30 protein-coding genes and 4 pseudogenes are annotated in these 25,692 nt (G+C 70.1%); 16 read left to right on the plus strand and 18 right to left on the minus strand.

Translation table 11 applies throughout. The annotated features are described in order from the left end of the window. The first annotated feature begins 174 nt into the window (after window positions 1–174). Entirely contained in the window at window positions 175–429 is a 255-nt protein-coding gene (locus E6W39_RS01350) for a hypothetical protein (protein WP_141631865.1), read from the plus strand. 174 nt (window positions 430–603) lie between these two features. On the opposite strand, the gene E6W39_RS01355 is transcribed toward E6W39_RS01350, so the two are convergent. Then, the gene (locus tag E6W39_RS01355) at window positions 604–1,137 is read right to left on the minus strand and encodes a hypothetical protein (RefSeq protein ID WP_141631866.1); all 534 of its coding nucleotides are present in this window, start codon (window positions 1,135–1,137) and stop codon (window positions 604–606) included. Between E6W39_RS01355 and E6W39_RS01360 the strand changes: the two genes are divergently transcribed. The 6 genes and pseudogenes from E6W39_RS01360 to E6W39_RS01380 all read left to right on the plus strand — a co-directional run bounded on the left by E6W39_RS01360 (window position 1,136) and on the right by E6W39_RS01380 (window position 7,614). After that, on the plus strand, window positions 1,136–2,332 hold the full coding sequence (locus E6W39_RS01360; protein WP_141631867.1) for an MFS transporter: 1,197 nt from the start codon (window positions 1,136–1,138) through the stop codon (window positions 2,330–2,332). The genes E6W39_RS01355 and E6W39_RS01360 overlap by 2 nt on opposite strands. Window positions 2,333–2,527: 195 nt before the next feature. Further along, window positions 2,528–2,965 (plus strand): annotated as a pseudogene (locus E6W39_RS43920) (mycothiol-dependent nitroreductase Rv2466c family protein); the annotation flags it as partial. Between the two features lie 357 nt (window positions 2,966–3,322). Next, a complete protein-coding gene (locus E6W39_RS01370; protein WP_141631868.1) occupies window positions 3,323–4,588 on the plus strand; it encodes a geranylgeranyl reductase family protein in 1,266 nt (421 codons plus the stop codon). 311 nt (window positions 4,589–4,899) lie between these two features. After that, a complete protein-coding gene (locus E6W39_RS38970) occupies window positions 4,900–5,052 on the plus strand; it encodes a hypothetical protein (protein ID WP_180356837.1) in 153 nt (50 codons plus the stop codon). 225 nt (window positions 5,053–5,277) lie between these two features. Then, complete coding sequence (locus E6W39_RS01375) at window positions 5,278–6,081, plus strand: methyltransferase domain-containing protein (RefSeq protein ID WP_141631869.1); 804 nt, start codon at window positions 5,278–5,280, stop codon at window positions 6,079–6,081. A 171-nt stretch (window positions 6,082–6,252) separates the two neighbouring features. After that, a complete protein-coding gene (locus tag E6W39_RS01380; RefSeq protein WP_228717896.1) occupies window positions 6,253–7,614 on the plus strand; it encodes an MFS transporter in 1,362 nt (453 codons plus the stop codon). On the opposite strand, the gene E6W39_RS01385 is transcribed toward E6W39_RS01380, so the two are convergent. The 4 genes from E6W39_RS01385 to E6W39_RS01400 all read right to left on the minus strand — a co-directional run bounded on the left by E6W39_RS01385 (window position 7,551) and on the right by E6W39_RS01400 (window position 10,413). Further along, a complete protein-coding gene (locus E6W39_RS01385) occupies window positions 7,551–8,780 on the minus strand; it encodes a sensor histidine kinase (RefSeq protein WP_141631870.1) in 1,230 nt (409 codons plus the stop codon). The genes E6W39_RS01380 and E6W39_RS01385 overlap by 64 nt on opposite strands. Before the next feature lie 47 nt (window positions 8,781–8,827). After that, the gene (locus E6W39_RS01390; RefSeq protein WP_141631871.1) at window positions 8,828–9,358 is read right to left on the minus strand and encodes a hypothetical protein; all 531 of its coding nucleotides are present in this window, start codon (window positions 9,356–9,358) and stop codon (window positions 8,828–8,830) included. Between the two features lie 245 nt (window positions 9,359–9,603). Continuing rightward, window positions 9,604–10,092, minus strand: a complete 489-nt coding sequence (locus E6W39_RS01395; RefSeq protein ID WP_141631872.1) for an Lrp/AsnC family transcriptional regulator — start codon at window positions 10,090–10,092, stop codon at window positions 9,604–9,606. 90 nt (window positions 10,093–10,182) lie between these two features. Beyond that, window positions 10,183–10,413 carry a hypothetical protein gene (locus E6W39_RS01400; protein WP_228717897.1) on the minus strand — a complete coding sequence of 77 codons (231 nt, stop codon included), beginning with the start codon at window positions 10,411–10,413 and terminating at the stop codon, window positions 10,183–10,185. A 112-nt stretch (window positions 10,414–10,525) separates the two neighbouring features. Here E6W39_RS01400 and E6W39_RS01405 point away from each other — a divergent pair, with 112 nt between their 5' ends. After that, window positions 10,526–11,287, plus strand: a complete 762-nt coding sequence (locus tag E6W39_RS01405; protein ID WP_141631873.1) for a pirin family protein — start codon at window positions 10,526–10,528, stop codon at window positions 11,285–11,287. A gap of 140 nt (window positions 11,288–11,427) precedes the next feature. Here E6W39_RS01405 and E6W39_RS01410 read toward each other — a convergent pair whose 3' ends face one another. Further along, the gene (locus E6W39_RS01410; protein WP_141631874.1) at window positions 11,428–11,952 is read right to left on the minus strand and encodes a hypothetical protein; all 525 of its coding nucleotides are present in this window, start codon (window positions 11,950–11,952) and stop codon (window positions 11,428–11,430) included. A gap of 579 nt (window positions 11,953–12,531) precedes the next feature. Here E6W39_RS01410 and E6W39_RS42580 point away from each other — a divergent pair. Together E6W39_RS42580 and E6W39_RS01420 are read left to right on the plus strand one after the other, a co-directional pair. Further along, window positions 12,532–12,660 carry a hypothetical protein gene (locus tag E6W39_RS42580; protein ID WP_267286664.1) on the plus strand — a complete coding sequence of 43 codons (129 nt, stop codon included), beginning with the start codon at window positions 12,532–12,534 and terminating at the stop codon, window positions 12,658–12,660. Window positions 12,661–12,914: 254 nt separating this feature from the next. Then, window positions 12,915–13,118 carry a hypothetical protein gene (locus E6W39_RS01420; RefSeq protein ID WP_141631875.1) on the plus strand — a complete coding sequence of 68 codons (204 nt, stop codon included), beginning with the start codon at window positions 12,915–12,917 and terminating at the stop codon, window positions 13,116–13,118. Here the strand turns inward: E6W39_RS01420 and E6W39_RS43925 are convergent. Further along, complete coding sequence (locus tag E6W39_RS43925; protein WP_407658346.1) at window positions 13,111–13,671, minus strand: GNAT-like putative antirestriction protein; 561 nt, start codon at window positions 13,669–13,671, stop codon at window positions 13,111–13,113. The genes E6W39_RS01420 and E6W39_RS43925 overlap by 8 nt on opposite strands. On the opposite strand from E6W39_RS43925, the gene E6W39_RS01430 reads away from it, so the two are divergent. Together E6W39_RS01430 and E6W39_RS01435 are read left to right on the plus strand one after the other, a co-directional pair. Beyond that, window positions 13,571–14,602, plus strand: coding sequence for a mechanosensitive ion channel family protein (locus tag E6W39_RS01430; protein ID WP_141631877.1), 1,032 nt, complete (start codon window positions 13,571–13,573; stop codon window positions 14,600–14,602). The genes E6W39_RS43925 and E6W39_RS01430 overlap by 101 nt on opposite strands. A gap of 146 nt (window positions 14,603–14,748) precedes the next feature. Continuing rightward, window positions 14,749–15,276 (plus strand): ferredoxin, encoded by a 528-nt coding sequence (locus tag E6W39_RS01435; RefSeq protein ID WP_141631878.1) that lies wholly within the window; start codon window positions 14,749–14,751, stop codon window positions 15,274–15,276. Between the two features lie 13 nt (window positions 15,277–15,289). Here the strand turns inward: E6W39_RS01435 and E6W39_RS40810 are convergent. The 3 pseudogenes from E6W39_RS40810 to E6W39_RS43930 form a co-directional block, all read right to left on the minus strand. Further along, window positions 15,290–15,443: pseudogene (locus tag E6W39_RS40810) on the minus strand (IS5/IS1182 family transposase); the annotation flags it as partial. Between the two features lie 85 nt (window positions 15,444–15,528). Next, window positions 15,529–15,624 (minus strand): annotated as a pseudogene (locus tag E6W39_RS40815) (IS5/IS1182 family transposase); the annotation flags it as partial. A gap of 59 nt (window positions 15,625–15,683) precedes the next feature. Next, window positions 15,684–15,764, minus strand: a pseudogene (locus E6W39_RS43930) (hypothetical protein); the annotation flags it as partial. 585 nt (window positions 15,765–16,349) lie between these two features. On the opposite strand from E6W39_RS43930, the gene E6W39_RS01450 reads away from it, so the two are divergent. Then, complete coding sequence (locus tag E6W39_RS01450) at window positions 16,350–17,279, plus strand: SigB/SigF/SigG family RNA polymerase sigma factor (protein ID WP_141631879.1); 930 nt, start codon at window positions 16,350–16,352, stop codon at window positions 17,277–17,279. On the opposite strand, the gene E6W39_RS01455 is transcribed toward E6W39_RS01450, so the two are convergent. The 3 genes from E6W39_RS01455 to E6W39_RS01465 all read right to left on the minus strand — a co-directional run bounded on the left by E6W39_RS01455 (window position 17,230) and on the right by E6W39_RS01465 (window position 18,675). Next, on the minus strand, window positions 17,230–17,574 hold the full coding sequence (locus tag E6W39_RS01455; protein ID WP_141631880.1) for a WhiB family transcriptional regulator: 345 nt from the start codon (window positions 17,572–17,574) through the stop codon (window positions 17,230–17,232). The genes E6W39_RS01450 and E6W39_RS01455 overlap by 50 nt on opposite strands. A gap of 383 nt (window positions 17,575–17,957) precedes the next feature. After that, window positions 17,958–18,326 carry a hypothetical protein gene (locus tag E6W39_RS01460; RefSeq protein ID WP_141631881.1) on the minus strand — a complete coding sequence of 123 codons (369 nt, stop codon included), beginning with the start codon at window positions 18,324–18,326 and terminating at the stop codon, window positions 17,958–17,960. A gap of 133 nt (window positions 18,327–18,459) precedes the next feature. Then, window positions 18,460–18,675: a hypothetical protein gene (locus E6W39_RS01465; protein WP_220140145.1), complete on the minus strand. Its 216-nt coding sequence runs from the start codon at window positions 18,673–18,675 to the stop codon at window positions 18,460–18,462. Between E6W39_RS01465 and E6W39_RS01470 the strand changes: the two genes are divergently transcribed. Then, window positions 18,674–18,913 carry a cation diffusion facilitator family transporter gene (locus tag E6W39_RS01470; protein WP_181799033.1) on the plus strand — a complete coding sequence of 80 codons (240 nt, stop codon included), beginning with the start codon at window positions 18,674–18,676 and terminating at the stop codon, window positions 18,911–18,913. The genes E6W39_RS01465 and E6W39_RS01470 overlap by 2 nt on opposite strands. Window positions 18,914–19,660: 747 nt before the next feature. On the opposite strand, the gene E6W39_RS01475 is transcribed toward E6W39_RS01470, so the two are convergent. The 5 genes from E6W39_RS01475 to E6W39_RS01495 all read right to left on the minus strand — a co-directional run bounded on the left by E6W39_RS01475 (window position 19,661) and on the right by E6W39_RS01495 (window position 23,421). Next, window positions 19,661–21,244: a CYTH and CHAD domain-containing protein gene (locus E6W39_RS01475; RefSeq protein ID WP_181799034.1), complete on the minus strand. Its 1,584-nt coding sequence runs from the start codon at window positions 21,242–21,244 to the stop codon at window positions 19,661–19,663. 60 nt (window positions 21,245–21,304) lie between these two features. Continuing rightward, complete coding sequence (locus E6W39_RS01480) at window positions 21,305–21,649, minus strand: lipopolysaccharide assembly protein LapA domain-containing protein (RefSeq protein ID WP_220140146.1); 345 nt, start codon at window positions 21,647–21,649, stop codon at window positions 21,305–21,307. Between the two features lie 95 nt (window positions 21,650–21,744). Next, a complete protein-coding gene (locus E6W39_RS01485) occupies window positions 21,745–21,918 on the minus strand; it encodes a CsbD family protein (RefSeq protein ID WP_141631884.1) in 174 nt (57 codons plus the stop codon). Window positions 21,919–22,133: 215 nt separating this feature from the next. After that, entirely contained in the window at window positions 22,134–22,607 is a 474-nt protein-coding gene (locus E6W39_RS01490) for an ATP-binding protein (protein WP_181799035.1), read from the minus strand. A gap of 457 nt (window positions 22,608–23,064) precedes the next feature. Then, window positions 23,065–23,421 (minus strand): helix-turn-helix transcriptional regulator, encoded by a 357-nt coding sequence (locus tag E6W39_RS01495; RefSeq protein ID WP_141631886.1) that lies wholly within the window; start codon window positions 23,419–23,421, stop codon window positions 23,065–23,067. Between the two features lie 129 nt (window positions 23,422–23,550). Here E6W39_RS01495 and E6W39_RS01500 point away from each other — a divergent pair, with 129 nt between their 5' ends. Both E6W39_RS01500 and E6W39_RS01505 read left to right on the plus strand, forming a co-directional pair. Then, entirely contained in the window at window positions 23,551–23,970 is a 420-nt protein-coding gene (locus E6W39_RS01500) for an STAS domain-containing protein (protein ID WP_141631887.1), read from the plus strand. A gap of 443 nt (window positions 23,971–24,413) precedes the next feature. Continuing rightward, complete coding sequence (locus tag E6W39_RS01505; protein ID WP_228717898.1) at window positions 24,414–25,280, plus strand: SigB/SigF/SigG family RNA polymerase sigma factor; 867 nt, start codon at window positions 24,414–24,416, stop codon at window positions 25,278–25,280. Window positions 25,281–25,692: the final 412 nt, after the last annotated feature.

The following is a 25,692-nucleotide window of genomic DNA, read 5'->3' on the forward strand; positions in this document are numbered from 1 at the left end:
GCAGCCGTCAGGGTCGCCTCAAGGCTTCGTGCCGTCACTTGCCCAGCACGCCAGGCCCATCCGCGCCGACTCGGCACACCGGAAGGGAGCGCTACGGCTTGCACCGTCGCCGATGTCCGCGCAGGCCGGCCCAAGCGATCACGGCGAGGAGGCCCGCTGCGATGGCGATCGACCATGCGGCGTCGAGCGCCGGATGAACGTCGGTTCGACACCGGCACCGCCCCCGGCCAGTCCGACGCCGACTTCGGCCAGCTCAACCACGCCCTGGACAGTGTCCTGACGATCAATCAGACCGCTCTCGACCGGGCGGTCGCGGACTCCGATCTCGGTCTCGGTCTCGGGGTCACCCTCGCCGGCGGCCCCACCCTGGCGGCCGCCATCACCCTTACCGTACTCGGTGTCCGCCCACGGCTGCGGGAGTTCCGCTGACGGCCCGCCCGCTCCCGGGTGCTCGCATCTCGTGGAGCTGCGCAGCGTCGGGCGACCCTTCGGCGGCTACCAGGCGAGCCCATACAGCGCGTCCCCGGTGAACACGGCGGTCCACTCGGCCTGCTGCATCCGCAGCGGCAGCAGCTCGTCGTCCGCTCACTGGCACAGCCGGCCTTAGGCGGCGAGGCGGGCCAGGTCTTCGTCGGGCACCCAGGTCGCGGCCGGCTGAGGGAAGGCTCGCCACCCGGGACCACGCGGATCAGTCACGATCGGCTCGTAGTTCAGCCAGCTCCAGGCGTCGATGACGAGAGAGCGCAAGCCCACGGTGCCCCTCCAGGCAACTCGGCCCCACGCGAATGTCAGAGTACCGGCGACTGAACCTCGGCTCACTTCTGCGGAAGAGCTTGAGCTACTTCCCCACGTCACTAAGCACGGGTGCCGAGGATGGTTTCCCACGGGTGCGGTGCCGGCGCGGTCCAACTCACCGGTGGTGGCGTCGAACCAGCCGTCGGCCAGCTCGGCCAGGTGGCGCTCGAACACGGTCGGGGTCACGCCGAGGGCGGTCGCGGTGTTGCCGATCTTGTAGGCGGCGCGGGCGCGGTCTCCAGTGCGGCGAAATGCCCGCACTTGCTTATATGCGGCGTCTGCAATTATTGTCGAAGCCTGTAATACGCACCAGCAATCGCATCGCATGGAGGATTGCCTCATGCCTCTCGCGCTCCTCGCCCTGGCCATCGGGGCCTTCGGGATCGGCACCACCGAGTTCGTGATCATGGGCCTGCTGCCCCAGATCGCCGGCGACTACGGCGTCTCCATCCCCAGCGCCGGCCTGCTCGTCACCGGCTACGCACTCGGGGTCGTCGTCGGCGCGCCACTGATGACCGCGCTCGGCACCAAGACCAGCCGCAGGACGATGCTGATGCTGCTGATGGGCCTGTTCACCGTCGGCAACCTGCTCTCCGCAGTCGCGCCGAGCTTCACCGTGATGCTCGCCGGCCGGATCGTGGCCTCCCTCGCCCACGGCGCCTTCTTCGGCATCGGCGCAGTCGTCGCCGCCGACCTGGTCACCCCCGACAAGAAGGCCGGTGCCATCGCCACCATGTTCACCGGCCTCACCGTCGCCAACATCGTCGGCGTACCGCTGGGCACCTTCATCGGCCAGGCCGTCGGCTGGCGCGCCACCTTCGCCGCCGTCGCCGCACTCGGCATCGTCGGCCTGCTCGGCATCGCCAAGCTCGTGCCGGCCCTGCCACGCTCCCAAGGCGCCCACCTGCGGCGGGAACTGGCCGCCTTCCGCAACACCCAGGTCGTGCTCGCCATGGCGATGACCGTGCTCGGCTTCGGCGGCGTCTTCGCCGCGATCACCTACATCGCCCCGATGATGACCCACGTCGCCGGCTACTCCGACGGCGCCGTCACCTGGCTCCTGGTGCTGTTCGGCATCGGCATGTTCCTCGGCAACCTCCTGGGCGGCAGGTTCGCGGACCGCAAGCTGATGCCCATGCTGTACAGCGCACTCGGCGGGCTCGCCGTCGTACTGGCGCTGTTCACCTTCACCGCCCACAGCAAGGTCCTCGCCGCCGCGACCATCCTGCTCGTCGGGGCGCTCGGCTTCGCCACCGTCCCCCCGCTGCAGAAGCGCGTCCTCGACCAGGCACACGGCGCCCCCACCCTGGCCTCCGCCGTCAACATCGGCGCGTTCAACCTCGGCAACGCACTCTCCGCCTGGCTCGGCGGCATGGTCATCTCCGCCGGGCTCGGGTACACCGCCCCCAACTGGGTCGGCGCCGCCCTCGCCGCCGCCGCCCTCGCTCTCGCCCTCTGGTCCGCCGCCCTGGAGCGCAGCGCACGCCGCCCCGAGCCGGCCGACGCCGAGGCCACCCGAGTCGCCGTCTGCCACTGACCCACCCCAGTTCCCGCCTGCCACTGACCACTCGGGGACCCACTGCCCACGACTCGGTCGTCACGCCTGTCCGCGGAGTGGGCCAATCCAATCGACCTGAAGTGGGGCTCGGTCCAGGCCCACTTGGCCCCATACGGTCTATCTCCGGAAGACGGAAGACCGATGATCAGGAGTACGGACGTGACAACTGTCGACATGTGGTTCGACCCGGTGTGTCCGTGGGCGTGGATCGCCTCGCGCTGGCTGCTGGAGGTGGAGCAGGTCCGTCAAGTGCGCACCCGGTTCCAGGTGTTCAGCCTCGCCGTGCACAACGAGGGCCGAGAGGTGGACGCTTGGTACCGCGAGTGGCTCGACGAGCGGTGGGGGCCGGCCAGGGTGATGCTCGCCGCCGAACGCGCCCACGGCAACGAGGCGCTGCGCGACCTCTACACGGCGTTCGGCAACCGCATCCACCTGGACAAGGCCCCGATCGACCGCGCGTTGAGCCTGGCGGCGCTCGCCGAGTGCGGTCTGCCCGTCGAGCTGGCCGACGCCGCCGACAGCACCGATCTCGACCAGGCCCTGCTGGCCGGCAACCGCGCGGCCCTCGACCCGATCGGTGAGGACCTGGGTGTGCCCGCCATCCACATCCCGCGCCCGGACGGAGGCGTCAACGCGTTCTTCGGCCCCGTGGTCAGCCCCGTCCCCGAGGCGAGGCGGCCGGCAGGCTGTGGGACGGCGTCCTCCTCCTCGCCGAAACCGACGGGTTCTTCGAGATCAAGCGCGGCCGCAGCCGCCCGATCGTCGACTGAGCCGGACACGGACCGGGTGATGCGGCGCCGTCGGCCGGGCCGTCGGGGGTCGGGCACCGGCCGGGCGCCGAGCCAGAACCCACGGCTTGGCGCTCGGTCAAGCGCCCGATCGGGTGAGACTCGTCCGACTCCAACCCGGGTAAAGGCCGGGGAGGGCACTGCCGAGGCGGACGAGGGTCATCGATCCGAAGGAGCCGAGATGGCCGAACGCATGAACGCACAGGTCATCGTGGTCGGTGCCGGCCCCGCCGGCTCGGCCGCCGCCGCACATCTCGCACGGGCCGGCATCGACGTCCTCCTGCTGGAGAAGAGCACCTTCCCCCGGGACAAGGTCTGCGGCGACGGCCTGACCCCGCGCGGCGTGCACCAGCTGTTACGGCTGGGCATCGACCTGAACGACCCCGGCTGGCGGCGCAGCCGCGGCGTGCGGGTGCACTGCGCGGGCCGGCAGGCCGACGTGGACTGGCCCGCGCACGGCGGCTTCCCCGACTTCGGCCTGACCCGCACCCGCCACGACTTCGACCACTTGCTGGCCCGACACGCCCAGGCGGCCGGCGCCCGGCTGCACACCGGCACCAAAGTCACCGCCCCACTGACCGATGCGGCCGGCCGACTCACCGGCGTCACCGCGGTCACCGCCGACGGCGCCGCCACCGAGTTCCGAGCACCGCTGGTCATCGCCGCCGACGGTGCCAGCGCCCGGACCGCCCTGGCCACCGGCTGGCAGCGCGCCCCGGGCCGCCCGCTCGGGACCGCGATCCGCCGCTACTACCGCTCCGGCGCCTTCACCGACGACTACCTGCACTTCTGGGCCGACGTGCGCTGCGCCGGGACCGGAGCCGACCTGCCCGGCTACGGCTGGATCTTCCCGCTCGCCGACAACCGGGTGAACGTCGGCCTCGGCGGGCTGCCGCACCGCCGGCACGGCGCCACCGACCTGCAGGGCACCCTGCGCCAGTGGGTCGATCAGCTGCCGGCCGGCTGGGACCTCGACGAGCAGCACGCCGACGGCCCGTCACGCAGTGCCGCGTTGCCGATGGGCCTCACCCGCCGCCCCGAATACCGCGACGGCCTGCTCGTGATCGGTGACAGCGCCGGCATGATCAGCCCGTGGAACGGCGAGGGCATCGCCCAGGCCCTGGAAGCCGCCGAGATCGCGGCCGACACCATCGCGCTCGCCCTCACCCGGCCGCCCGGACCACGCCGTGAGCAGGCGCTCCACCGGTACTCGGCCGAGCTCGACCACCGTTGGGGCCGCTACTACCGGCTGGGCAACACCGTTGCCGCGCAGCTCTTCAGCCGGGTCGGCTACCGGCCGCTGGTCAGCCGGCGCATCATGACCAGCCCGACCGCGATCAGCGTGGTCCTGCGGCTGCTCAGCCAGGCCACCGCCGATCCCGCGCAGGACGGCATCGACTCGGTCCTCAACACCGTGCTGCGCCTGGTCCCGCCGCTGCGCCGCTGACCGCCGCCGGCGCGCGCGGTACTGACGGCACGCCAGTGCCCGACGGCACCTGGCTGCATCCGGCTGTGCCAAAGCCCCTGCCCACCTCGTGTCGGCGGAGCCAACTCCGACAAACCCACCCGCAACGGAACTTGAACACACCCCCAACCGGCGCCAAACCCTTCGATCAGCAGGCAATTCCCCGGGGTGGGGCGAAAAATGCAAGGAGCTCGGCCCAGTTGGGTGTAGAATCTTTAGTGACAGGGCGACCTGCAGGAGAGGCACCACGACGATGCCGACAGGCCGCCCATACCCAAAAGGGGGAGACTGCCATGACCTACCAACTCGACGCCGCACGGGCCACGATCGACGAGCGCCTGCGCGAGGCGGCCGAATACCGCGTCATCCGCGCCCTGCGACTCAAGAGCCGCGCCGAGCGCACCACCCAGCGTGCGCGCCGCGCCCTGACCAATCTGAGCGCATGACCACCCCAAGCACAGCGGGCCGCCACCGAAGCCACCGGTGACGGCCCGTTCCGTTTTTCCGACAGGCCGCAGTACACGCACACATGCCGCCCGCAGCCACCTGACGCTCAGCATCGCAGCAGCGCCACCGGGGCATCCCCACCCACCCCGCGCCCATCGCCTAAGATCATCGCCAGCGACCGCAACACCCGTTGGCAGGCGAAGCGACCCGAGAGGTGGGACAGTATGGCCGACGAGCGCGCCTACCTGCTGGACAACCGGCAGCCCGAAGCAGGTCAACGATTCGACGCCATCGCCGAGTTGTTCGACGCATGGACCCTGCAGCACCTGGACCGCCTGGGGGTGACCACCGGGCACCACTGCTGGGAGGTCGGCGCGGGCGGGCCGGGGATCGCGCGGGCGCTGGCGCAGCGGGTCGGCCCGACCGGCCGGGTCCTGGCCAGCGATCTCGACATCAACTGGCTGACCGCACTGCCCACCGGCACGGTCGAGGTCCGCCGGCACGACATCACCCAGGACCCGCTGCCCGACGAGCAGTTCGACCTCGTCCACGCCCGTCTCGTGCTGGTCCACCTGCCCGACCGGGCCGAAGTCCTGCGCAAGCTGGCGTCCAGCGTGCGGCCCGGCGGCTGGCTCGTCATCGAAGACGCCGACCCCGCCCTGCAACCCCTGGCCTGCCCCGACGAATTCGGGCCGAACGAGGAGCTGGCCAACCGGGTCCGCCGTTCGTTCCGCGCCCGCCTCGCCGAACGCGGCGTGGACCTCGCGTTCGGCCGCACCCTGCCCCGGCTGCTCCGCGCCGCCGGCCTCACCGACGTTGCCGCCGAGGCCTACTCCCCCATCACTTCGCGCGCCTGCCGCGAGCTCGAAGCCGCGACGGTCCGCCAACTGCGCGGCCAACTGGTCGGCCCCGACCTCTCGGACGCCGACCTGGACCAGCACCTGGCGAACCTCCGCGACACCGAACTCGACGTCACCACCGCCCCGTTGATCAGCTGCTGGGGCCAACGACCGGCAGAATCCCGGTAGTCGGGCCGACGACCTGACCAGTCCGAGCCAGTCCGAGCCGCAGCCGGCCCGCGCCAACGGGTGCGGGTGCGGGTGCGGGCTTCCGGCGGAAGCCTCCTGAATTTCCCGGCGAACCGGAGCCGTTGACGGGAACCGGTGGACAGACCGCATCGTGCTTGCCAGCATCGGTTCGTGTCCGACACTACCGGGGGATCCCCTGCCATCTGGCGTCACCGCGAGTTCATGCTGCTGTGGGGCGGCCAGTCGGTCAGCGAGCTTGGCTCACAAGTCACGGTTCTCGCGCTGCCGTTGGTCGCCGTCGTGGTCCTCAATGCGAGCACGTTCCAGGTCGGCCTGCTCTCCATGGTGGAGACCAGCGCCTACCTCCTGGTCGCGCTGCCCGCCGGGGCGATCGTGGACCGCAGCCGCAAGCGCACCATGATGATCATGTGCAATGCCGTCCAGTTCGTCCTGATCGGTTCGATTCCGGTGGCCAAGCTGGCAGGTGCTCTGACGCTGGGTCAGCTCTTCGTGGTGGCACTGCTGTCGGGCCTGTGTGAGGTCTTCTTCACGGTGTCCTACCAGAGTTACCTGCCCACCCTGCTGCAGCGCGACCAACTGCTGGACGGCAACGGCAAACTCGCTGCCACACGCTCCTTCGCCCAGGTCGCCGGCCCCAGCCTGGGTGCCGGCCTGGTCGTTCTGGTCGGCGCGGCGGGGTCGATGACCGCCGATGCGATCTCCTTCGCCATCTGCTCGGTCGCACTGCTGGCGATCCGGGCGCCGGAGCCCGCCCCGGTCGGCAGCGGCGAGCAGCGGCCGAAGCTGCGGACCCAGATCCGCGAGGGGCTCTCCTATCTGCTGCGGGATCCGATCCTGCGCAACTCGGTGGCGTTCAACGGCACCGCCAACTTCTTCGTCATCGTGGTCGAGACCCTCGGCCCGGTCTTCCTGATCCGCACCCTGCAGCTGCGGCCCGGCTATGTCGGCCTGCTGCTGGCGCTCGGCGCGGTCGGCGGGATCATCGGCGGTCTGGCCAGCAACTTCCTGGCGCGCAAGGTCGGTTCGGCGCGGATCAGCTGGATCGCCATGACCGTGCTGACGCTGCCGGGTGTGCTCATCCCGCTGGCCCGGCCCGGCTGGTCGGTCGTGCTCTTCGGCTTCGGCTGGATCTCCTGGACCTTCGCTTCCACGCTCAGCGGCATCTCACTGATGAGCTACCGCCAGGCCGTCTGCCCACCCGAGATGCTCGGCCGGATCAGTGCGGCCTCGCGCTGGATCACCTGGGGCACGCTGCCGTTGGGCGCGGGGCCGCCGGCCTGCTGGGCTCGACGCTGGGGATCCGGACCAGCCTGTGGGTGGCGGTCATCGGCGGCTGCACGGCCGGCCTGTGGCTGTACTTCTCGCCGCTGCGCGGGATGCGCGACATCCCGATCAAGGAGCCGGAGCTGGTCGGCGCGGAGGCGTAGCGGGCAGGAGAGTGCCGGGGCCTACGACGCGGTGCGGGCCGGGGCGAGCGGCAGGGTGGCGGTGACCCGGAAGCCGGAGCGGTAGGGCGAGGCGGTCAACTCCCCGCCGAACAGCGCGATGCGCTCGGCGAGGCCGAGTAGGCCGTGGCCGGTCGACAGCTCCCGCCGGACCTGGGAGCTGCGCCCTGCTCCGTCGTCGACCACCTCCAGGCTCAGCACCTCGGACCAAGTGATCCGCACCGCCGCATGGCTGCCGGAGCCCGCGTGCTTGATGATGTTGGTGACGGCCTCCTGCACCAACCGGTAGGCGGTCAGGTCGACGCTGTCGTCCAAGTGCGCAGGGGTGCCCTGCACATCGAGATCGATCAGGATTCCGGCCCGCCTGGCGTCCTCCAGCAGCGGTTCCAGGTCTCCCAGGCCGCGCCGTCCCGCGGCCTCCTCGACGGGCGCGTCGGCGGTGCGCAACAGCCGGAGCATCCGGCGCAGTTCCGCCATGGCGCTGCGGCCGAGGTCCTCGATGCCGGCCAATGTGTCGGTCAGCCGCGCCGGTTCGGCGGGCGCCGTGCTGCGGGCCGTCTCGGCCTGCATGACGATGACGGCCACCGCGTTGGCCACGATGTCGTGCAGCTCGCGGGCGATCTGGACCCGTTCGGTGGCCACGGCCTGGCGGGCCCGGGCGAGTTCACGCTGGTCGTGCTCAGCCGCGGCCGCGGCGGCGCGGGTCCAGCGGCCCACTCCCCAGGCGGCGACGGTGATCGGCAGGTAGAAGGCGATGTTGGCGATCAGGGCGGGCGTCTGGTAGCCGGGGGCCGCCTGCTTGGAGTAGGTGTCCCAGCTGTCCAGCCCGGCGGGGACGAATGCCAGCACCAGGGCGGCGAGAGCAGCGGGCCGGTGGCTCTGCCGGGCCACCGTGTAGAGGGCGAGCAGCAGGCCGAAATACGGTGTGAAGGCGAAGTCGGTGCGCACCGTCAGCAGGTCCGCGCCGATGGCGGCGGCGAGGACGACGGCGAACACCGGGATCGGCCAGCGGCGCCGGAAGGCCAGGGCGATGACCTCGGGAACCGCGAAGGCCACCAACTCCAGTTGTTGCTGCCAGCTGGTGCCCGGCACCAGCGGGACACCGAAGAAGAACACCTCCGCGAGGGTGATCGCCAGCGCGAGTGCGGCGTCCTGCAGCAGGGTGGATTGCAGCCAGCGGCAGCCAGGCCGTCGGTGGGCTCGCTCGGGGCCGACCATGTGCACCTCGTCCACCTTCTCGCCCTCCGATCACGGCCGTTTGCCGGGCTGGCCGGCGCCGGTCACCTGCACGGACCGCAGTTGTGGGTGGGGCAGCAGATCAGCGCGCAGAACCTCCCGACGTCGCCGGTGGCGTGGTGGAGCCACCATGCCGACTCGGCCGCCGGCTCCGACGCCGGGCGGGTGATCGGGTAGCCGAGCTCGGCGTATGCGGCCCACAGGTCGGCCGGGTGGCTCCGTACGCTCTCGGTCAGCGCCCCCAGGGTGATGGCGGGGGCGGCCTGGGTCTGACGTGACGGCGAACCGAGGGCCAGGATGGCCGCTGCGGTGCGGCCGGTGTCCAGGTCGAGCGCGGCCAGGCTGACACCGGCCACCCGGAGCGCCTCGACCGCGTCTCCGGGATCGGCGTCCGGTGCGATCTGGACCTGGTAGCGGCTCCATGGATCGCTGACCGCCTGCGGCGGGTCGGGCACCAGGACGGTGCTCGCTCCGTTGAGGAAGCCCGGTGCAAGGGCCGGCCCCGCACTCCCGTCCGGCTGGATCAGGTGCACGGTGGCGCCCACGGTGGCTTGCGAGGTCGAGCGGTCGTTCATGGCGGGGTTCCCAACTGGTGAGCGCGCCCGCGGCGGGCAGCGACCGGATTTCCGGACTCCAGTCGTAGCGCGCCCGTTCGCCGGTCGCCTTTGGGAGTGACCGTGCGAGTGAGCGGCCGGAACCCGGACCGGAAGCGTGCCGTTCGCGCACGTGGTACTTCTTCACCATGACCCGCCCGAGGTCCCGGGCGCATGGGCCACCGGCCCCGGGACCGCGGTGCGGCTCAGGACTGCGCGCGGCTGCGTCAGGCGCGCAGTCCGCCCCCGCCCGCGGGCCTGGGCCGGCCCACCGGGACGCCGCGCGGTTCCTTGATCCGCTTCATGATGATCTGCGAGTTGACCTCGGTCACCCCGGCGAGCGCGGTGAGCCGTTCGATCCAGAGCCGCTCATAGGCCTGCAGGTCGGCCACCGCGATGCGGAGCAGGCAGCCCGGGCTGCCGAACAGGCGGTAGGCCTCGATCACGTCCGGGATGTCCTCGAGCGCGGCCTCGAACGCCTCCACGGCGGCGCGCTCGCGGCGGACCTCGACCGAGACCAGCACCTCGAAGCCGCGGCCCACCGCGTCCGGGTCGACCACGGCACGGTAGCCCTGGATCACCCCGTCGCGTTCCAGCTGCCGCACCCGCCGCATGCAGGGCGACGCGGTCAGGCCCACCCGGTCGGCGAGCTCCTGGTTGCTCAGTCGCCCGTCGGCCTGCAATTCGCGCAAGATCTGCAGATCGATGTCGTCCACGGCGCAAGAATCCGCTACCGCTGCCCAGAGGTCAAACAGCGGATTGCGTGGCGGCCCGCCGCAGCGGCCGTTCTGCGTTATGCCTCGCCGCTATGCCTCGCCCGCGTGCCAGCTGGGCCACTCCCACGGGTGGTCCTGCCAGGCGACGCGGCCGGGCTCGGTCGGATCGGTCGCGGGGAACAGGCGGGCGGCTTCGGCGCGGAACTCCTGCTCGTCCACGGGTTCCCAGTTGTGACCGCGGAAGCGCACCAGGCGGTAGCGGGCGTCGGCGTCGATGCCGGCCACCTCGGCGATCGCATCCTTGCGCATGTCGGTGTCCATGTCTCAAGGCTGCTCCTTCCGGACGGCAGCCGCATGCACGCACCCGCCGACGGTGGGAATACCTCGCGAGGAGTATTGTTGAATCATCAACAACACCGAAGGAGGACTTCCGATGGCATCCGTACTCGACGTCCGCCGCGCCGACGAGCGCTTCCACACCCGCACCGACTGGCTCGACTCCCGTCACTCCTTCTCGTTCTCCCGGCACTGGGACCCGGCCAACACCCACTTCGGGCTGCTGCTGGTCTCCAACGACGACGTGGTGGCGCCCGGGACCGGCTTCGACACCCACCCGCACCGCGACATGGAGATCGTCACCTGGGTGCTCGAGGGCTCCCTGGTCCACCAGGACTCCGAGGGGCACAACGGCGTGATCTACCCGGGCCTGGCCCAGCGGATGAGCGCCGGCGCCGGGATCCTGCACAGCGAGAAGAACGACTCCTGGACGCTCACCGGCCAGCCCGAGCACCAGACGCCGGTCCGTTTCCTGCAGATGTGGACCATCCCCGACGCCGCCGGCATCCAGCCCGGTTACGAGCAGCTCGACATCAACGACGAGCTCACCCGCGGCGGCTGGGTCACCCTGGCCTCCGGCATGCCCGAGCACACCAACCAGCGCGCCATCGGCATCCGGCAGAAGCACGCCGCCCTGCACGTCTCCCGGATCCGGCCCGGGGAGACCCTGGAGCTGCCCACCTCGCCGTTCGCCCACCTGTTCATCGCGCGGGGCAGCGCCGAGCTCGAAGGAGCGGGCCCGCTGGGCACCGGCGACGCCGCCCGGATCACCGGTTCCGACGGCCGGCGGATCACCGGCGGACCCGACGGCGCCGAGGCCCTGGTGTGGGAGATGACGGCGGCCGTGACGGTCGGCTGACCCCGGCCCACGCCGCGTTCGACACACCGATGGCGCCGCCCTGATCCGGGCGGCGCCTGACGGGACCGGGAAAGGACCGGAGATGGCTCAGCGCTTGGCGAACGAGGAGACGAAGGCGGCGGTGACCCCGCCCGGGCCGGTCACGTCGTCATAGCCGGGAGCCGTGTGCAGCGTGCTGTCCTGGTCCAAGGTGTCCAGGTAGGTGTGTACGTCCCCGCCGCGCTCCAGGACGGCCGGTAGGTCAGCGCCAGCGGTGCCTTACCGACCGGGGCGGGTAGCACGTCGTGGATGGCCGGGGTGCCGCGCAGCGAGTACAGCAGCGGGTTGGCGAAGCCGAGCGCATGCCCGGCGGCCTGCGCCGCGTCCGCTTCCAGGCCCGGGACCAGCGGCGCGGAGCCACTGGTGCCGGCCTCCGTGACCTCGTGGTAGGAACCGCCGTTGGCGAAGCCGATCAGCCAGCCGGTGACGCCGTCGCCGTCGGCCGAGATGTCCGGCACCTCGCGATGGGCGGGAACGGTGCCACCCGCGGTGGCCAGCGCCTGGGGCACCACCCCGCGCTGGTACCAGGGTTGGGCGGAGGTGGCGCTGCGGCCGCCGGTCGAGCCCTCGTTGAACTTGCCGGGCGGCGGGGCGAGATAGCCGGTGCCCTGCAGGTTCAGCTGCACCTGCTCGAAGCCCCAGCCGAGTTCGGGTCACGCTGAACCGCTGCATCATTCTCAGGTTCACACGCGTATTGCAGGGTCTGCTCGTACGCTTGCTGACCTTTTGCTGACTCGTCTGATGGACCGTGATCGCGTCGGCGACCACCCGGCGGGGTCAGCTTGTCCTCCTCTTTGACCGCCTGTCGGACGGTGGTCAGCAGCTCCTCCGTGTCCAGGTCAGTGCGACGCTCCCCCGGAGTCCGGTCGCTACCCGGCCGGGCACTGACCGGATGACCGCCCAGGTCAGCGACCTGGGTCAGGCTGCCCTGAGTAGCAGTCACCGGCTCGTCGCCGACCGGTCGGTCACTGACCGGCCGGGGCCGGCCGGTGACCGCCCAGGCCAACGGGCCTGACCGGAGTGACCGAGGTCAGCTGCGGCTGCTGTTCGGGAGCAGTGACCGGGTGGCTGACCGCCCGAGCAGAACTCGGGTCACCGGCACTGTCCTGACCGTCGGTCAGCGTGCCCGGCCGGTCACTCCGGACAGCCCGGACGGTGACCTGACCGAGGTCAGCGTCGGTGTCCCGGTCGCTGCGGTTGTCCCGGTGAGCGAGGTCGACCCGTCCGCGGGCGATGAGGATGTACAGGTGTACGGCATCACCGAGACCGGCACCGACTCCTATCGCCTCGCCAGCACCCGGGCGCGGACCGAAACGCCCGCGAAGGCAAGCTGACCGCCGCAGGCTCATGGCCTGCCTGTCTCAGGGCACGGTCGAGGCATCGGCTGCCTCGCCCTGCAGTCCGAGCATCTTCCGGACGTCTTCGTTGCTACGAACAAATGCCGGTAGACCGTCACCTGGCTCCGAGGTATGCCACAGAGCGTCACCATGTCGTCCAAGGCGTGCTCCAGAGCCGGGCTGTCTGTCTCCCGGCATGCAGCGAAACCCGTCGGAGCGAGCCCGAACATCAACCTGAAGGAACGGAGGCGGTGACCAAGCTGCGGCATGGCCACCACCATCGCACATGGCTCGATCAACCTGAAGTCGGAGAGGACAGGCTCCAGTCGACGGCCCTCCGTCCTCCAGTCGAAGGGCCGTCACCGCCGCTGACGCTATTTCTCGTGAACATCCGCAGCACTCAAGGTCGCCAACTGCCGCCCAAACCGCTGACCGAACGCTGCTACTTCACGTGAACGAAGCCAGGATGCGGATCCGGCGGCACTCATCGAGCGGGTTGCAGGCGACGTACACCTGGTTCTGGATCTGGCTGCTGTTCACATGCTGCTCTCCGGGGTCCGGGCGGGCGGATGTGCCCCACGTCGTGGTCCAAGTGGCGAGGTCGTACTTACCCATGGGCTCCTGGTACTGGAGTTGGAAGTTCCAGGCGTTGTCGGTCGCGGGGCCGCACTTGGTGGGCTTGAGGAGCCCGCGGTACTTCATCGACACCGGGTTGTTGCTGAACGCGGTGGTGGACACGGCCCGGATGCGGCGAGAGAAGGCGCGCTGGCAGAGCAACTGCGCCTCGGACCGGTTTACGAGTGGTATTGCCGGGCAGACGAGTCCGGCCGGAGGCGGTCGGCTCGGGTTTCCGGCCCTGCCGACCTGCCCACCTGCCGTGAGCCGCGGATGAGGAGTTGAGACAACTGTGTGGAACCTGGTCAGGCCGCTCGCACTGGCCGCGGCGGTCGTGCTGGCCGTCCTGGCGGCAGACCGTCTGGTGCTGCTGCTCTCCCGTCGGGCGAACATGCCATTGCCGGGTCCACAGCTACGCGGGCTGCTGCGCACCTGTCGGATACCGGTGTTGCTGACGCTCGGGTCACTGCTTCTGCTCGCCGTCGAGCCCGGTGCGGGCCTGCCGGCCGAGGTGCGCGCACCGCTGCGGCACGCGCTACTGCTCGCCTCGCTAGCCACTGGCGCCTGGCTGGCCGCGCGGCTTGTGGCGCTGCTGATCGACACCTCACTGGCCCGGTACGCGAGCGAGGGGCGCGACCCGGCCCGGATCCGCCGGGTTCGGACCCAGACCGGGATGCTGGGCAGGCTGGCCGGCGCGGCCATCGCCGTGCTCGCCCTGGCGACCGCGCTGCTGACCTTCCCCGCAGTCCGTGCGGTCGGCGCCAGCCTGCTGGCGTCGGCGGGCATCGTCGGCCTGGTCGTCGGGGTAGCGGCGCAGAGCACCCTGGCCAATGTCTTCGCCGGTATCCAACTGGCCTTCGGCGACATGGTCCGGCTCGGCGACGAGGTGCTGGTCGCGGGCGACTGGGGAACCGTCGAGGAGATCACGCTGACCTACGTGGTGGTCGCCACCTGGGACCAGCGGCGGATCGTGATGCCGGTGTCGTATTTCGTTGGCAAGCCGTTCGAGAACTGGTCCCGCCGCGACCCCGCGATCACCGGGACCGCGCTGCTCCACCTGGACCACCGCACGCCGATGACCGAACTGCGCGCGGAGTTCGAGCGGTTGCTCAAGGAGAGCCCCAAGTGGGACGGGGCCGGCAGCGCACTCCAACTCGTGGACACCACACCCAGCACCATCGTCGTCCGCGCCCTGATGACCGCCCGCAACGCCGGTGACGCCTTCGAACTGCGCTGCTGGATCCGTGAACGACTGCTCGCCTACCTGCGCGAGCACGCTCCCGAGGCGCTGCCCCGAGTCGGAGTCGTCCACCGACCTGACTGACGAACTGGCGGGCCGTCAGGGCTCAGCCGGTCGCCGGGGTGACGTCCCCGGCTTGGCCGTTCGCCGCGGCCGGCGGCGCTACGGCAGGTCGACCTCCGATCAGGCCGTGTCCGGTGAATCGTTCAGGACATGGCTAACCTTCTGCCGTGGACCTCTACTTCGATCCGGTGCCTCTGCTCGACGATGCGCGAGCGGCGTTCCTGGGGCGCTGGTCGGATCGGAAGTGGCTCAACGTGCCCGGACCGTTCTACGGGGCCGAGACCGACAACTGCGGCACGGGCCGTATTCACGCCCCCGGGCTTGTGCTCTACGAGGCCGACTACTTCACTGAGTACGTGTACCGGCAGCCCCGGACCGCGGAGGAGCTTCAGCAGTTGGTCGACGCGGCGGAGGCCGAGGCATTCTCCGGCTACGGCTGCAATGGCGACACCCGCTGGACGCCGGCAGCGGTCCGGGAATGGTGGCGCGATCGAGGGCGGGTCAGGGAGTATCTGGCGAACCGGCGAGCCGACTGGGAGGCCGACGACGCGAAGGCAGGACAGGGTGTGGCCGCCGCTGCCCTGAAGTACGCCGCATACCTCGAGGGCGAGCTGGCATCGCACCTGCGCGTCTATCTCTTCTGGCTTGAGGAGCGACGCTCTCCCACGGTCGCGGACCGACTGCCGCAACTCTGACGACGGTGACGCATCAGTCACGGAGCCAGAGACGGATCGCGGCGACAACCACGGGTGCCGTGGAAGACGTAGGCGCGCTTGTCATAGCGCGTCGCCACGGCGCGGAAGCCCTTCAGCCTGTTGATCATGCGCTCGACCTCTTTGCGGCGCTTGTACGCCGCGCGATCGAAGGCGGGTGGACGGCCGCCCGCTGAGCCCCGGGCCAGCCGGTCGATTCGCACGGTCTTCTCCAGCAGCTCTCGCATACGACCCCCGCTCGACCACCCACCGCTTGGGCACCGGCACGAACCCCTTGACCTGCGAATCCCCCTGGACGACCTCGACGTCGATGCCGAGTTTGGCACCGTGCGGACGCCCGTGCGCTCGCGGAAGTAGATGCCGTTCAGCACACGACGGTGGTCGCTCCACTGCCCGCCCCGCCCACCGTTGGCAGGCAGATACGGCACCAGCCGAGCCCACTCCTCGTTCGTCAGATCGCCACGTCCCACGCCAGACAAACGATCAAGGAAGGTGGTCCGGTTCCAAGATCGAATGACGATTCACCGGACACGGCCCAGACCGCCTTGCCCGGGCCGTCGTTGCGCGGCAGGTGACCCCAGCGACTCGCGAGCAGCGCGACGGTGTGCAGCCCGTGCCCGCCCGGCCGCCCGGCCGCCCGGCCGCCCGGACACATTCGGCTCCCGAAGGCGCGACGGCTCTGCCCAGTACCTCGACGCGCAGCAGACGGGGGTTCGCTGAGAGGACCAACTGACCCGCACCACCCGTGTGCTGACAGGCGTTGGTGACCAGCTCGGACATGAGGAGCAGAACGTCGTCGGCCCCACCCACTGCTCCGGATCCGCGGTGGGCTCCCAACCCCATTCCTTCTTAGTCAACCGGCTTCTGCTGCAACGACCGTACGGGGCGACCCTCCCGCCGAGCGGGCGCTGGGCACATGCGCGGCCGGATCACACCGCTCGTGGACACGGAGTGGACATAGCGTGGTTATTCGGTCCATCCACGGCTGATTTGGCGTCAACGGGGCACCCGAGGTCCATTGGCCCGAGCGAGTGACCACCAGCAGAGGAGAGAGCATGCCGACCGCCGCGTCCCGCCCCTCGACAACTGCCCGCGTCAACGGCGCCCGGCTCACCGAACCGGCACCCGACACCGGTGAGCTGACCGGCCTGGCCGACCTCGTCAGGCTCGCCGCAGACCTGGACATCGACCTGGGCGACCCCGCCGAGACCGTCCCCGACGACGCTCGGAAACTGTCCCGGGTGCTCCTCGCACGGCTGCGCGCCACTGAGGACGGCACCGCAGAGTACTCCTACGTGCGCGGCACCCTGATCGAGCTCAACACGGCGCTCGTCAAGTTCGCCGCGAGCCGGTTCGCCCACCGCAAGGAGCCAATGGACGACATCCTCCAGGTCGGCACGATCGGCCTGATCAAGGCCATCGACCGGTTCGACCCGTCCTACAACGTCGAGTTCTCGACCTTCGCACTTCCGACCATCAGCGGCGAGATCAAGCGCTTCTTCCGCGACACCAGCTGGATGGTCCACGTCCCGAGGCGCTTGCAGGAGCTGCGACTGACTCTGGCCAAGGCCACGGACGCGATCGAGCAGCAGCTGGACCGGGAGCCGACCCCCGCCGAACTGGCCGCACACCTCGACCTGACCAAGACCGAGGTACTGGAAGGCCTCACCGCCGCCCAGGCGCAGAGCGCCGGCTTCCTCGACACAACCGCCCCCGGCAGCGGACCCGGCGAGGGCGGCGGCCTGGCGGCCGACCAAGTCGCCCGGGAGGAGCGGGCGTTCGAGACCGTGCTCTGCCTGGAGGCCCTCAAACCACTGATCGCCGCACTCCCGCAGCGCGAGCACACGATCCTCTCGCTGCGGTTCGGCGCCGAACTGACACAGGCCCAGATCGGCCGCCACCTCGGCATCTCACAGATGCACGTCTCACGGCTCCTCAACCGGACACTGACCGACCTGCGAGCCGCCCTCCTGACCGAGGACTGACTCGACCGGCACCGGCCCCCCTTTCGCGGCGCAGGAGTTCGGTGCGCTCGTCCTCGGTCAGGCCGCCCCAGACGCCGTACTGCTCCCGCGCTCGCAGGGCGTGGGAGAGGCAGGTCTCGCGCACGGGGCAGCGCTTGCAGACCTGCTTGGCGGCCTGCTCCCGATTGTCGTGGGCCTCGCCGCGCTCCCCCACGGGATGGAAGAACAGGCTGGTGTCGACGCTGCGGCAGGCCGCCCGCAGCTGCCACTCCCAGTAGTGGTCGAAGGCGCCGGGCAGTCGCGAGGTGTTGGTCATGAGGTGCTCCCTCCTCGGTCACGAAATCGTGTCCCACGACGCGTCTCACCCGTGTCGCCGCCGCAAAACCCGGCAGTCGCGAGCGCTGGCTGTCTCTCGTTCTCGCGAGCCGCGCCGAGTCGTCGCGCACGATTCAGGACCGGCACCCCGACGCTGAAAGCCGCGAGCGAGGGCACGTACGTGAGGAGCGACCTCAAACCTGCCAGCCGGCGTCGGCCGGGACGTTGGCTGCCACCAGCCCGTTGGGGCCGGCGCCGATCACGATGGCATCAGGCATGAGTGTCCTTGCGCCGTAATCTTCCCCGTTCAGCACGCCACCCGGCCCGGTGCCACGCGGCCCGCCGGCAGAACCGGGTTCAGGCTCGGTTGGCGGAGAGTGCCGTTCAGGTCTCCTGCTCCATCCGGATCGCCTCCTCCGGCGATTCGAACGCCTTGCTGGTCTTGCCCTGCCGCTGGTCCAGCAGAGCGCCGGCGATGGCGTCGAGCTTGCGTTGGATCGCGTGCTCCGCGCGCCGCTCCGAGTTCTGGAGCAGGGCCAGCAGCAGCAAGATCACCGCCGACATTGCGTCTCCGGCGAGGTACTGCCAGTCCAGCGGCAGGCCGGCGATGTGGACGCCGATGACCACAGCGACCAGAAGCAGAGAGAACGAGAAGAACAGCGGCGAACTGGAAAGGTTCGATGCGCGCTCGGCAAACCGCTCGAAACGGCCCCGGTGGCCGCCGCCCCGCTCGACAGGATGTCGAGATGTCATGCCTTCTACCTACCCCTCTGCCCCCTCTCTGCCGCGCGGGACACGGCTGCGGCGGCTGCGGGCGCCTGGCGGACATCACGACCAGCAACCGGCTCGGGGCCAGCCCTACGTCATCGGAGTTGGGGCGTGTGCGCTACGCGGGTGCGGTGCTCAGGCCGGCGAGGAGGATGTCGAGGCCGCGTTCGAGTTCGGCAGCGCCGTCATAAGAGGCCAGGGCGGTCGCGAGACCGCGCAGGAGGGGGAATTCGCCGATCGGCAGCCGGTGCAGGCCCAGCCGCAGCAGGTCGTCGGTCTCGTCAGGGTTGTCGACGAGCTCCTGGAGTTCGTTGAGGTCGTCACTGATCGTCATGCCGCTGCTCGGCCGGGCCAAGCACCGACTGGGCAAGGCCCTGGATTCCGGTGCCACCTCCGGCGAGGGTACCCAGAACCTGTTGTGCGCCTACCTGGCCACTGCCGTTCTGGTCGGCCTGCTCGCCAACGCGCTGTTCGGCCTGTGGTGGCTCGACCCAGTCGTCGGTCTGCTGGTTGCCGGCCTTGCGGTGCGCGAGGGCATCGAGGCGTGGCGCGGCGAGGAGTGCGGTTGCTGACCCACCATCACCCTCAATGCCCGAAGGACGGTCCCAGCCACCAGGCCGAGGCAGCCCTTCGGGCATTGGCGGGATATCAGCCGACCACCGGCGCTGCCTCGGCCACCCGTGGCCCGGCAGGTGACGCGGGGGCCAGTTCGAACCGGCCGCTTGCCGCGTTGCCGTAGCCAGCCGTGCGCGCACAGCCCACACAGGACGCCTGTTCCACGACGCCCTTCCGTTTTACGGACTGCGCCCGGATCACGGAATCGGCACCAGAGCCGTTCCCGGTCTGGCCCAGGTCGTGCGGCGGTGGCTACGGAGTGTCAGGCCCGCACCTCGCGCTTGTCCGGGAGTGCCGGAAGAACGTGCCTTCGTCGACGCCGGCCCAGGCCAGGCCCCCAACCGCTGGCGCACTGCGCCGTGACGGTGGATCGACCACCCGGCGGCTCGGCTGCGCGGCGGTGGCAGACGTGGGTATGGACTCGCGGATGTCGAACAGGTCGAGGGTGTCATTGCGGCCCGAGGGCCCCTCGCGGTGATGCGTGCGCGCACCGGCCCGCCGGCTGGCGGGGCAGGTCGAGGCCGGCGAGGTGGGGTTCTCGGCAGTGGTTGGGACACGTGATACAGGACAACCCCTCACCGGGGGCGAACAGCCAGAGCATTGCTAGGCGTTCGAGAGACCGGGGACTTCTGCGCGGCACGTCCCTGCTGGGCCGTCAGTATGTCGGGTGGGACGGGAGAGGTGGTCAGCCGACCCGGTCCTCATCAGAGCCGGGAGAGTCGGCGGTCAAGAACGCGTGAGCGCAGGGCGGGCAGTTCCTCGAGTGCGACTTCGGCGCTGCGCTGTTGGAGGGCGTAGAGGACGCCGTAGGCGAAGAGGTGCCAGGGTGCGTCGGCCGTGGGTGCTGAGGCGAGAGCGAGCAGGGTTCGGCGTCCTACGACGGAGTCCTGGTGGGTGCCCAGGCCCTGCTGAAGCTTCTTCATGCGCTTGGCGAAGCGCTTGGCCGGCTTGCCTGCGAGCGGGCGGGCGGTCTCCGCGGCGTAGCGGGCCCGCTTGGCGGCCTTGCGGGCGCTGTGTAGGGCCGCATCCTGGTCAGGGCCCGGAGCAAGGCTCAGGGCGGCGTCGAGTCGCCGGATCGTCCGGGTCTGCTCGCGTCGGAGCGTCTTGGATAGCTGCTTGCGCGCGTGCCGGCCAGCTCGGGCGGACAGCGGCGGGTCGTCGAGGAAGAGTTCCAGGTCGTCCAGCAGTGCGTAGTAGCGAGGGCCGTCGAGTTCGGTGACTGCCTGCTGCCAGGCCTGCCGGTACTCGCGTGCTGACCAGGCGGTGAGTCGCCCGCGCAGCGCGCTCTGCCGCGCTTGGTGCGGAACCTCGTCCAGCCGGGTGATGAGCAGGTCGCCCAGCACCTCGTGGTCGCGTGCCGCACCAAGCAGGTGCCCGAGCCAGCGCAGCTCTCCGGCCAGGTGCTCGCTCCGACGGCGGTCGAAGAACCGGCGGTAGGCCTTGAGCGTGCTGCGCAGTCGGCGGGTGGTCACGCGCATGCGGTGCACGGCGTCGGGTCGGTCGTCGCGGACTGCCGGATCGAGCGCCAGGAGGGTCGCAAACAGCTGACGCAGGCGGCGGACCACGACTTCGCCGATGCCGTCCTCGGGGACAGGAGGAGGCGCGAGGGTGTCCGGTGCGGCCTGGATCAGGACATGCGCGAGCTTGGAAGGATACGCGGAACGGACGATCCCGCACTCCGCGAAGGCTTGCTCCACGTCGTCGAGGAGGCTTGGACCGCCCTCGTTCAGCTCTACCTCGTACTCGGTCCACTTGGTGGCCTCGGTGCTGGAGCCGGTCCCCGTGCCGTGCCGATGTGAATCCGGGTGTGGACCAGCTGCCGGGTCGAAGTGGTGGGCGATGACCCGGTCCTGGGTGACCTCGGCCAAGGCGCGTCCGCTGCGGTCCAGCAGGAGCCGGCGATCGCGGTTGGTGCGCAGGTGGGCCACCGGCGTCAGCGTGCGGCCTCGCGCCAGAGCACTCACCCTGGCGGTCAGCTCGGGTGGGATCCGGTTCGGCGGTCCCGCCTGCAGTGGCAGCCGGACCTCTTGGCGGGTGTCGGTGGCGTGCGGCTGTTTGAGGTGCCACCCGGCGTCCGTTCCGCCCAGGCGCCGACGCAGGGTCACGCCGTGGGTGAGCAGCCGCAGGTCCACGGTGTCGTAGTAGACCGCATCCAGGGTCTGCGAGTCCGCCTTGCGGATGTCCGCCACACCGGGGACGCTGTCCAGCCGCGGGGAAGATCCCTGGGCGGTGTTGGCGCCTGACGCCGGTTCGAACTTTCGTTCCGCTTCGATGTGCGAGGTGCTCATGTTCGGCGCCTGCCCGCAGTTCGTCGTTCCACGCGTGCAGGCCTCACCGACCATGCGACCTCAGGAAATCGGGCCGTCGCCGTTCCCGGAGGTGGTGCGATCGGTCCGCCCGGGGGTTCGCACCGGGCGGACGACGGGCTCCGCCGCCGTCTCTTGGCCGCGCAGCCTGCGGCGCAGCTGCAGGATCCGGCCCGTGCCGGGAGCGGCGACCAGGAGGATGCCGAAGGCCGCGGCCAGCAGCGCGACCCCGAGCGGGATACTTCCGTGGGCGCCGAAGAACGCCACCTCCACAGAATCGCCGTTCTCGAGAACGAAGATCAACAAGATCAGAAGCACCAGCGCGAACAGGGTCGCGCCAACCCACGCTGCGGCGGCACGGGTGCTCCGGCGGTCGTCGCGCCCCAAGCCCCCGGCATTCGGTCGGGCGAGTCGAATCCGCATCGCGTTCCCCCTCCGGAGGGTGCCCGCCGGTGCAACCGACAGGCCCCTCCTCGAGATGGTCAGTGCTTGAAGACGTCCTTGACCTTCTCTCCCGCCTGCTTGGCGTCGCCGCTGACCTGGTCGGCCTTCCCCTCCGCAGTCAGGCGCTCGTTGCCGACCGCCTTGCCCGCAGCCTCCTTCGCCTTTCCCTTCGCCTTCTCGGCGACGTTCTTGACCTTGTCCTCGCCGCTCATGGCTGTTCTCCTCGATGCTGGATGATGCCGACGCCCGGGCCGGCTTGCTCCGGCCGGGTTAACGCGCGGTGCACGTTCCCCGAACAGGGGCGTTCATGCAGAGGCAGGAGCCACCCAGTGCCGGCCCGTTCCTGCCGGAGCCGGCGGCTCCCACCGGCTCGGGGCGGACCACGGGACGCTCCAGTGCCTCACGGGCCGGCTTTAGGGCGCCGAGGTTACCGAGGTTGGTGCGCTGGCACCGGTACGCGAAAGCGGCCGGGTGCCGGTGGTGAGAGGAGGATTTCCGCCCAGACCGTCTTCCCAGTAGAGCGCGGATCGCTGCCCCAGAGGTGACACAGCCGCTGGAGCACGATCAGCCCGTATCCGCCGGGTCGCCCGATACCCGGGGGACGGGGTGTTGGTGCAGCGGGATCCGGGTCGCTGAGTTCGATGCGCAGCGCCGTCTTGGAGTGGTGCAGCCGCAGCGTTCGAGGGCCTCCGGCGTGTTGTGCGGCGTTCGCGACCAGCTCGCACACCGCGAGGACGGCGTCGCTTCCGACGGGCTCGCCGAGCCCCCAGTCGGCGAGAACGCCTCGAGTGAAGTCGCGAGCGGCGATGACCGCGTGCTGCGCCGTGGAAAGGTCGAGACGGCGAGCATCGCCCAACCCGCGGCGGGCGCCACCGGTTCCGGTTCTCACGATGCTGTTCACCCCGTCACCTCCGCCTGGTCCTGTTGGTTCTAGCCTTGCGCGGCGAGGTTGCTGTGGTTCGCGCGTACCCACGACGCGCGACTACACACATGAACCTCCATCCGAGGTCTCGTGCCTGCGGGAACGGCATACCGACGAGTCCCGCTTTCTCTCACCGCTCAGCATGTGTGCTGCCGCCGGGAGTTGCGTCGCTCGGTTCGGCACAAGGTCAACAGCGGCAGGACGAGCCACGAGGCAGCGACCTGGGCCAGAACGCAGCCGCTGCGAACCTCGGCCAGCAGCGTGTGTGGCCGTGGCCGTCCGCAGCAGCAGGGGGAACGCGGCTCCGGATGGTGAGGCCGAGCAGGACCATGCCGCGGCCGATGAGCTTGCCGGCCATGTGGAGCACATCCGCCTTGGCCCGATGCGGGGAGCCGCGCCAGTGGAGGACCCGTGCGGGAGCGCGGAGCCGTGGCGGTCACGAATTCCGCTCGGCAGGGCGTTCAGAGGGATGGTCCGGCTCTTCGTCGGTAGTAGTGGGTTCCTCGTCGAGCAGCTGGAGCAGGGAGGCTACGGTGTGGCCGGCTTCGGCGGGGTGCCGCAACTGGGTGTCGGGCGTGACGTGATAGCGATTGCGCCGCCCTTCTCGCGAGTGGGTGAGGTAACCGTCCGCCTCCAGGTCGGCGACGATCGTCTGCACGGCGCGCTCGGTCAACTGGCAGGTCGCGGCCACGTCACGCAACCGGATCCCGGGATCCTTGGCGATCAGCGAGAGCACCCGGGCGTGGTTGGTCAGAAACGTCCACGTCCGACGGCCGGCGGCATTCGCGTCCATCTGCCCATCGTACGATCGGCATTTCACGTCCTCAAATATGCGAACAAAGTTTCACGCATTCCTTGACATGCTTCAATGACAGACAGACGATCGGTCTAGAACCCTTCCTCTCGCGGGAGGAGAACGGCCATGTCCCGTCACCAGGCGCGCCAGCAGTCGGCTTCACCGGTATCGCCAACCGCCGCGGGCACGCCGACGCTGGGGCCACAGTCCGCAGCTGTCCGGTTCACCGTTGAAATCACCAAACAGGCCGATGGGTCGGCCCTGCTAGCAGTGGTCGGCGAGGTCGACTATGACGGCGCCGACGCGTTCAGGCACGCGCTGGCGACCGCTCTGAAGGAGTGCCCCGTCGGGCTCGAAGTGGACCTCGCGGGTCTGTCGTTCTGCGACTGCGCCGGTCTGAACGTCCTGCTCTGGGCGCGCAACCGCGCCGCAGCCATTGGATGCGCCGTACGGGTGAGTTCTGTGAGCCCCCAGGTATCGCGGCTCATCGACGTCACCGGTACCCGGGAAGTGCTCGGCTCCCTCAATGGCGGCGAGTCGGCATGACCGATCGCGCTCGCTGGTGGACGGCGTCAAGCAAGCCGAAGGCGGACATCGACATGCTCCGTCCTCCGAACCTGCGCGCGGCCGACCCTGGCCTCGATGATCCCGGACGGTGCTGCTCACACGCGGACGTGGGCCGCCGCTTTCGCCCCGCTCACATGCGTGGGCCGCCGCTTCTGGGAGGCCGAGGATGTGCAGGAGCGAGTCCACTTCCTTCGGAGCGACGAGAGTCGTCCAAGGCCAGCCTGAGCTAGTGCCGTTGCGCAGCCGGACCGGCCTCGGCGTTGGGTCTGCGGGGACCGGGCAGACGCATCCTGCTTCGGCAGCCTCGCTGCGGAACGCACGGGCGATCGGTGCGAATCGAGCGCGTCCGAAGCGCGTGGCCAACGTGGACAAGGTGGATGGGGTACCAGGGGAAGGAACACTCAATGGCTATGCCGACAACGGTGGCGCCGGGGATCAAGCCGAGTACGGGCACCGATTCGGGTTTCTGCCCCCGCCGGCACGGGTTGCCGGAAATCGCCGATCCACTGGCCGTCAGCACCACCGAGGCGAGGGAACTGTCGCGCGTCCTCCTGCTCCGCCTGCGGCAGGCGGAGCAGGGCACGGAGCTGCACTCCTATGTGCGCGGGACGCTGATCGAACTCAACGTCTCCCTCGTCAAGTTCGCCGCCAGACGCTTCCGCAGCAGCCACGAATCGATGGACGACATCATCCAGACCGGCACCGTGGGCCTGATCAAGGCCATCGACCGCTTCGACCCGGACCGTGGAGTGGAGTTCACCACCTTCGCCCTCCCGACGATCATCGGCGAGATCCGCCGGTTCTTCCGCGACTCGACCTGGGCGGTGCATGTCCCCAGACCTCTTCAGGAGGCCCGGCTCGCCGTCGTCAGGGGCACGTACGAGCTGGAGCAGGATCTTGGTCGGGCGCCCAGCACGGAGGAACTCGCCGTACATGTCTCGCTGCCACAGGACGAGGTGGTCGAAGCGCTCCGAGTTGCCGCCGCACGAACCGCAACCTCACTGGACGCGCGGTTGGACAATGGCGACGCGGACAGCACCCAGGAGTGTCGCTTGGGCTGCTGCGACCAGGCGCTCGCCATAGTGGAGGACGTACAGTCCCTGAAACCGCTGATAGCCGCACTGCCTGAGCGTGAACGCACAATACTGGCCCTGCGGTTCACCCAGGACCTCACGCAGGCCGAGATCGGGCAGCGCCTCGGGATCTCCCAGATGCACGTCTCACGGCTGCTCACCCACAGCTTCCAGTGTCTGCGCACGGGCTTGGCCGCCAGCCCGCGAGGTACCTGACGGACAGTGAGATCTTTTGATCCGCTCGGACCGAGCACAGGACGGTGTGAGCACCAGCAACTGGTATCGAGGTGAGGGCTTGTCCCGGAGGGGACGCCGGCTTGTCGGTATTGGTTTCGTCCGTGCTCGCGCAGCAGCCCGGGAAGTACCCTCGGCGGTTCGGATCGGGGTACCCCTGGTTCAGTGCCCGAAGTGGAGATGCCAGCGGGAGTGTCGCCGCCCGGCACTGGTTGCGGCGTCGTCCCGAGCGACTGAGTCCTCCCGAGCGACCGGGGCGTCCCGAGCCGCTGGTGGTGAGTCCAGTTGTCCGGGCAGACCGCCTGGCTGCCCGGCCGGCGGCTGTGCCGACGCCTGGCGCTGCGGAGGCGATTCGGCAGGCACGGATCCCCTCCCGAACGGGGCCGGGTGCCCA

This window comes from Kitasatospora acidiphila, assembly GCF_006636205.1.
Taxonomy (GTDB): Bacteria; Actinomycetota; Actinomycetes; order Streptomycetales; family Streptomycetaceae; genus Kitasatospora; species Kitasatospora acidiphila.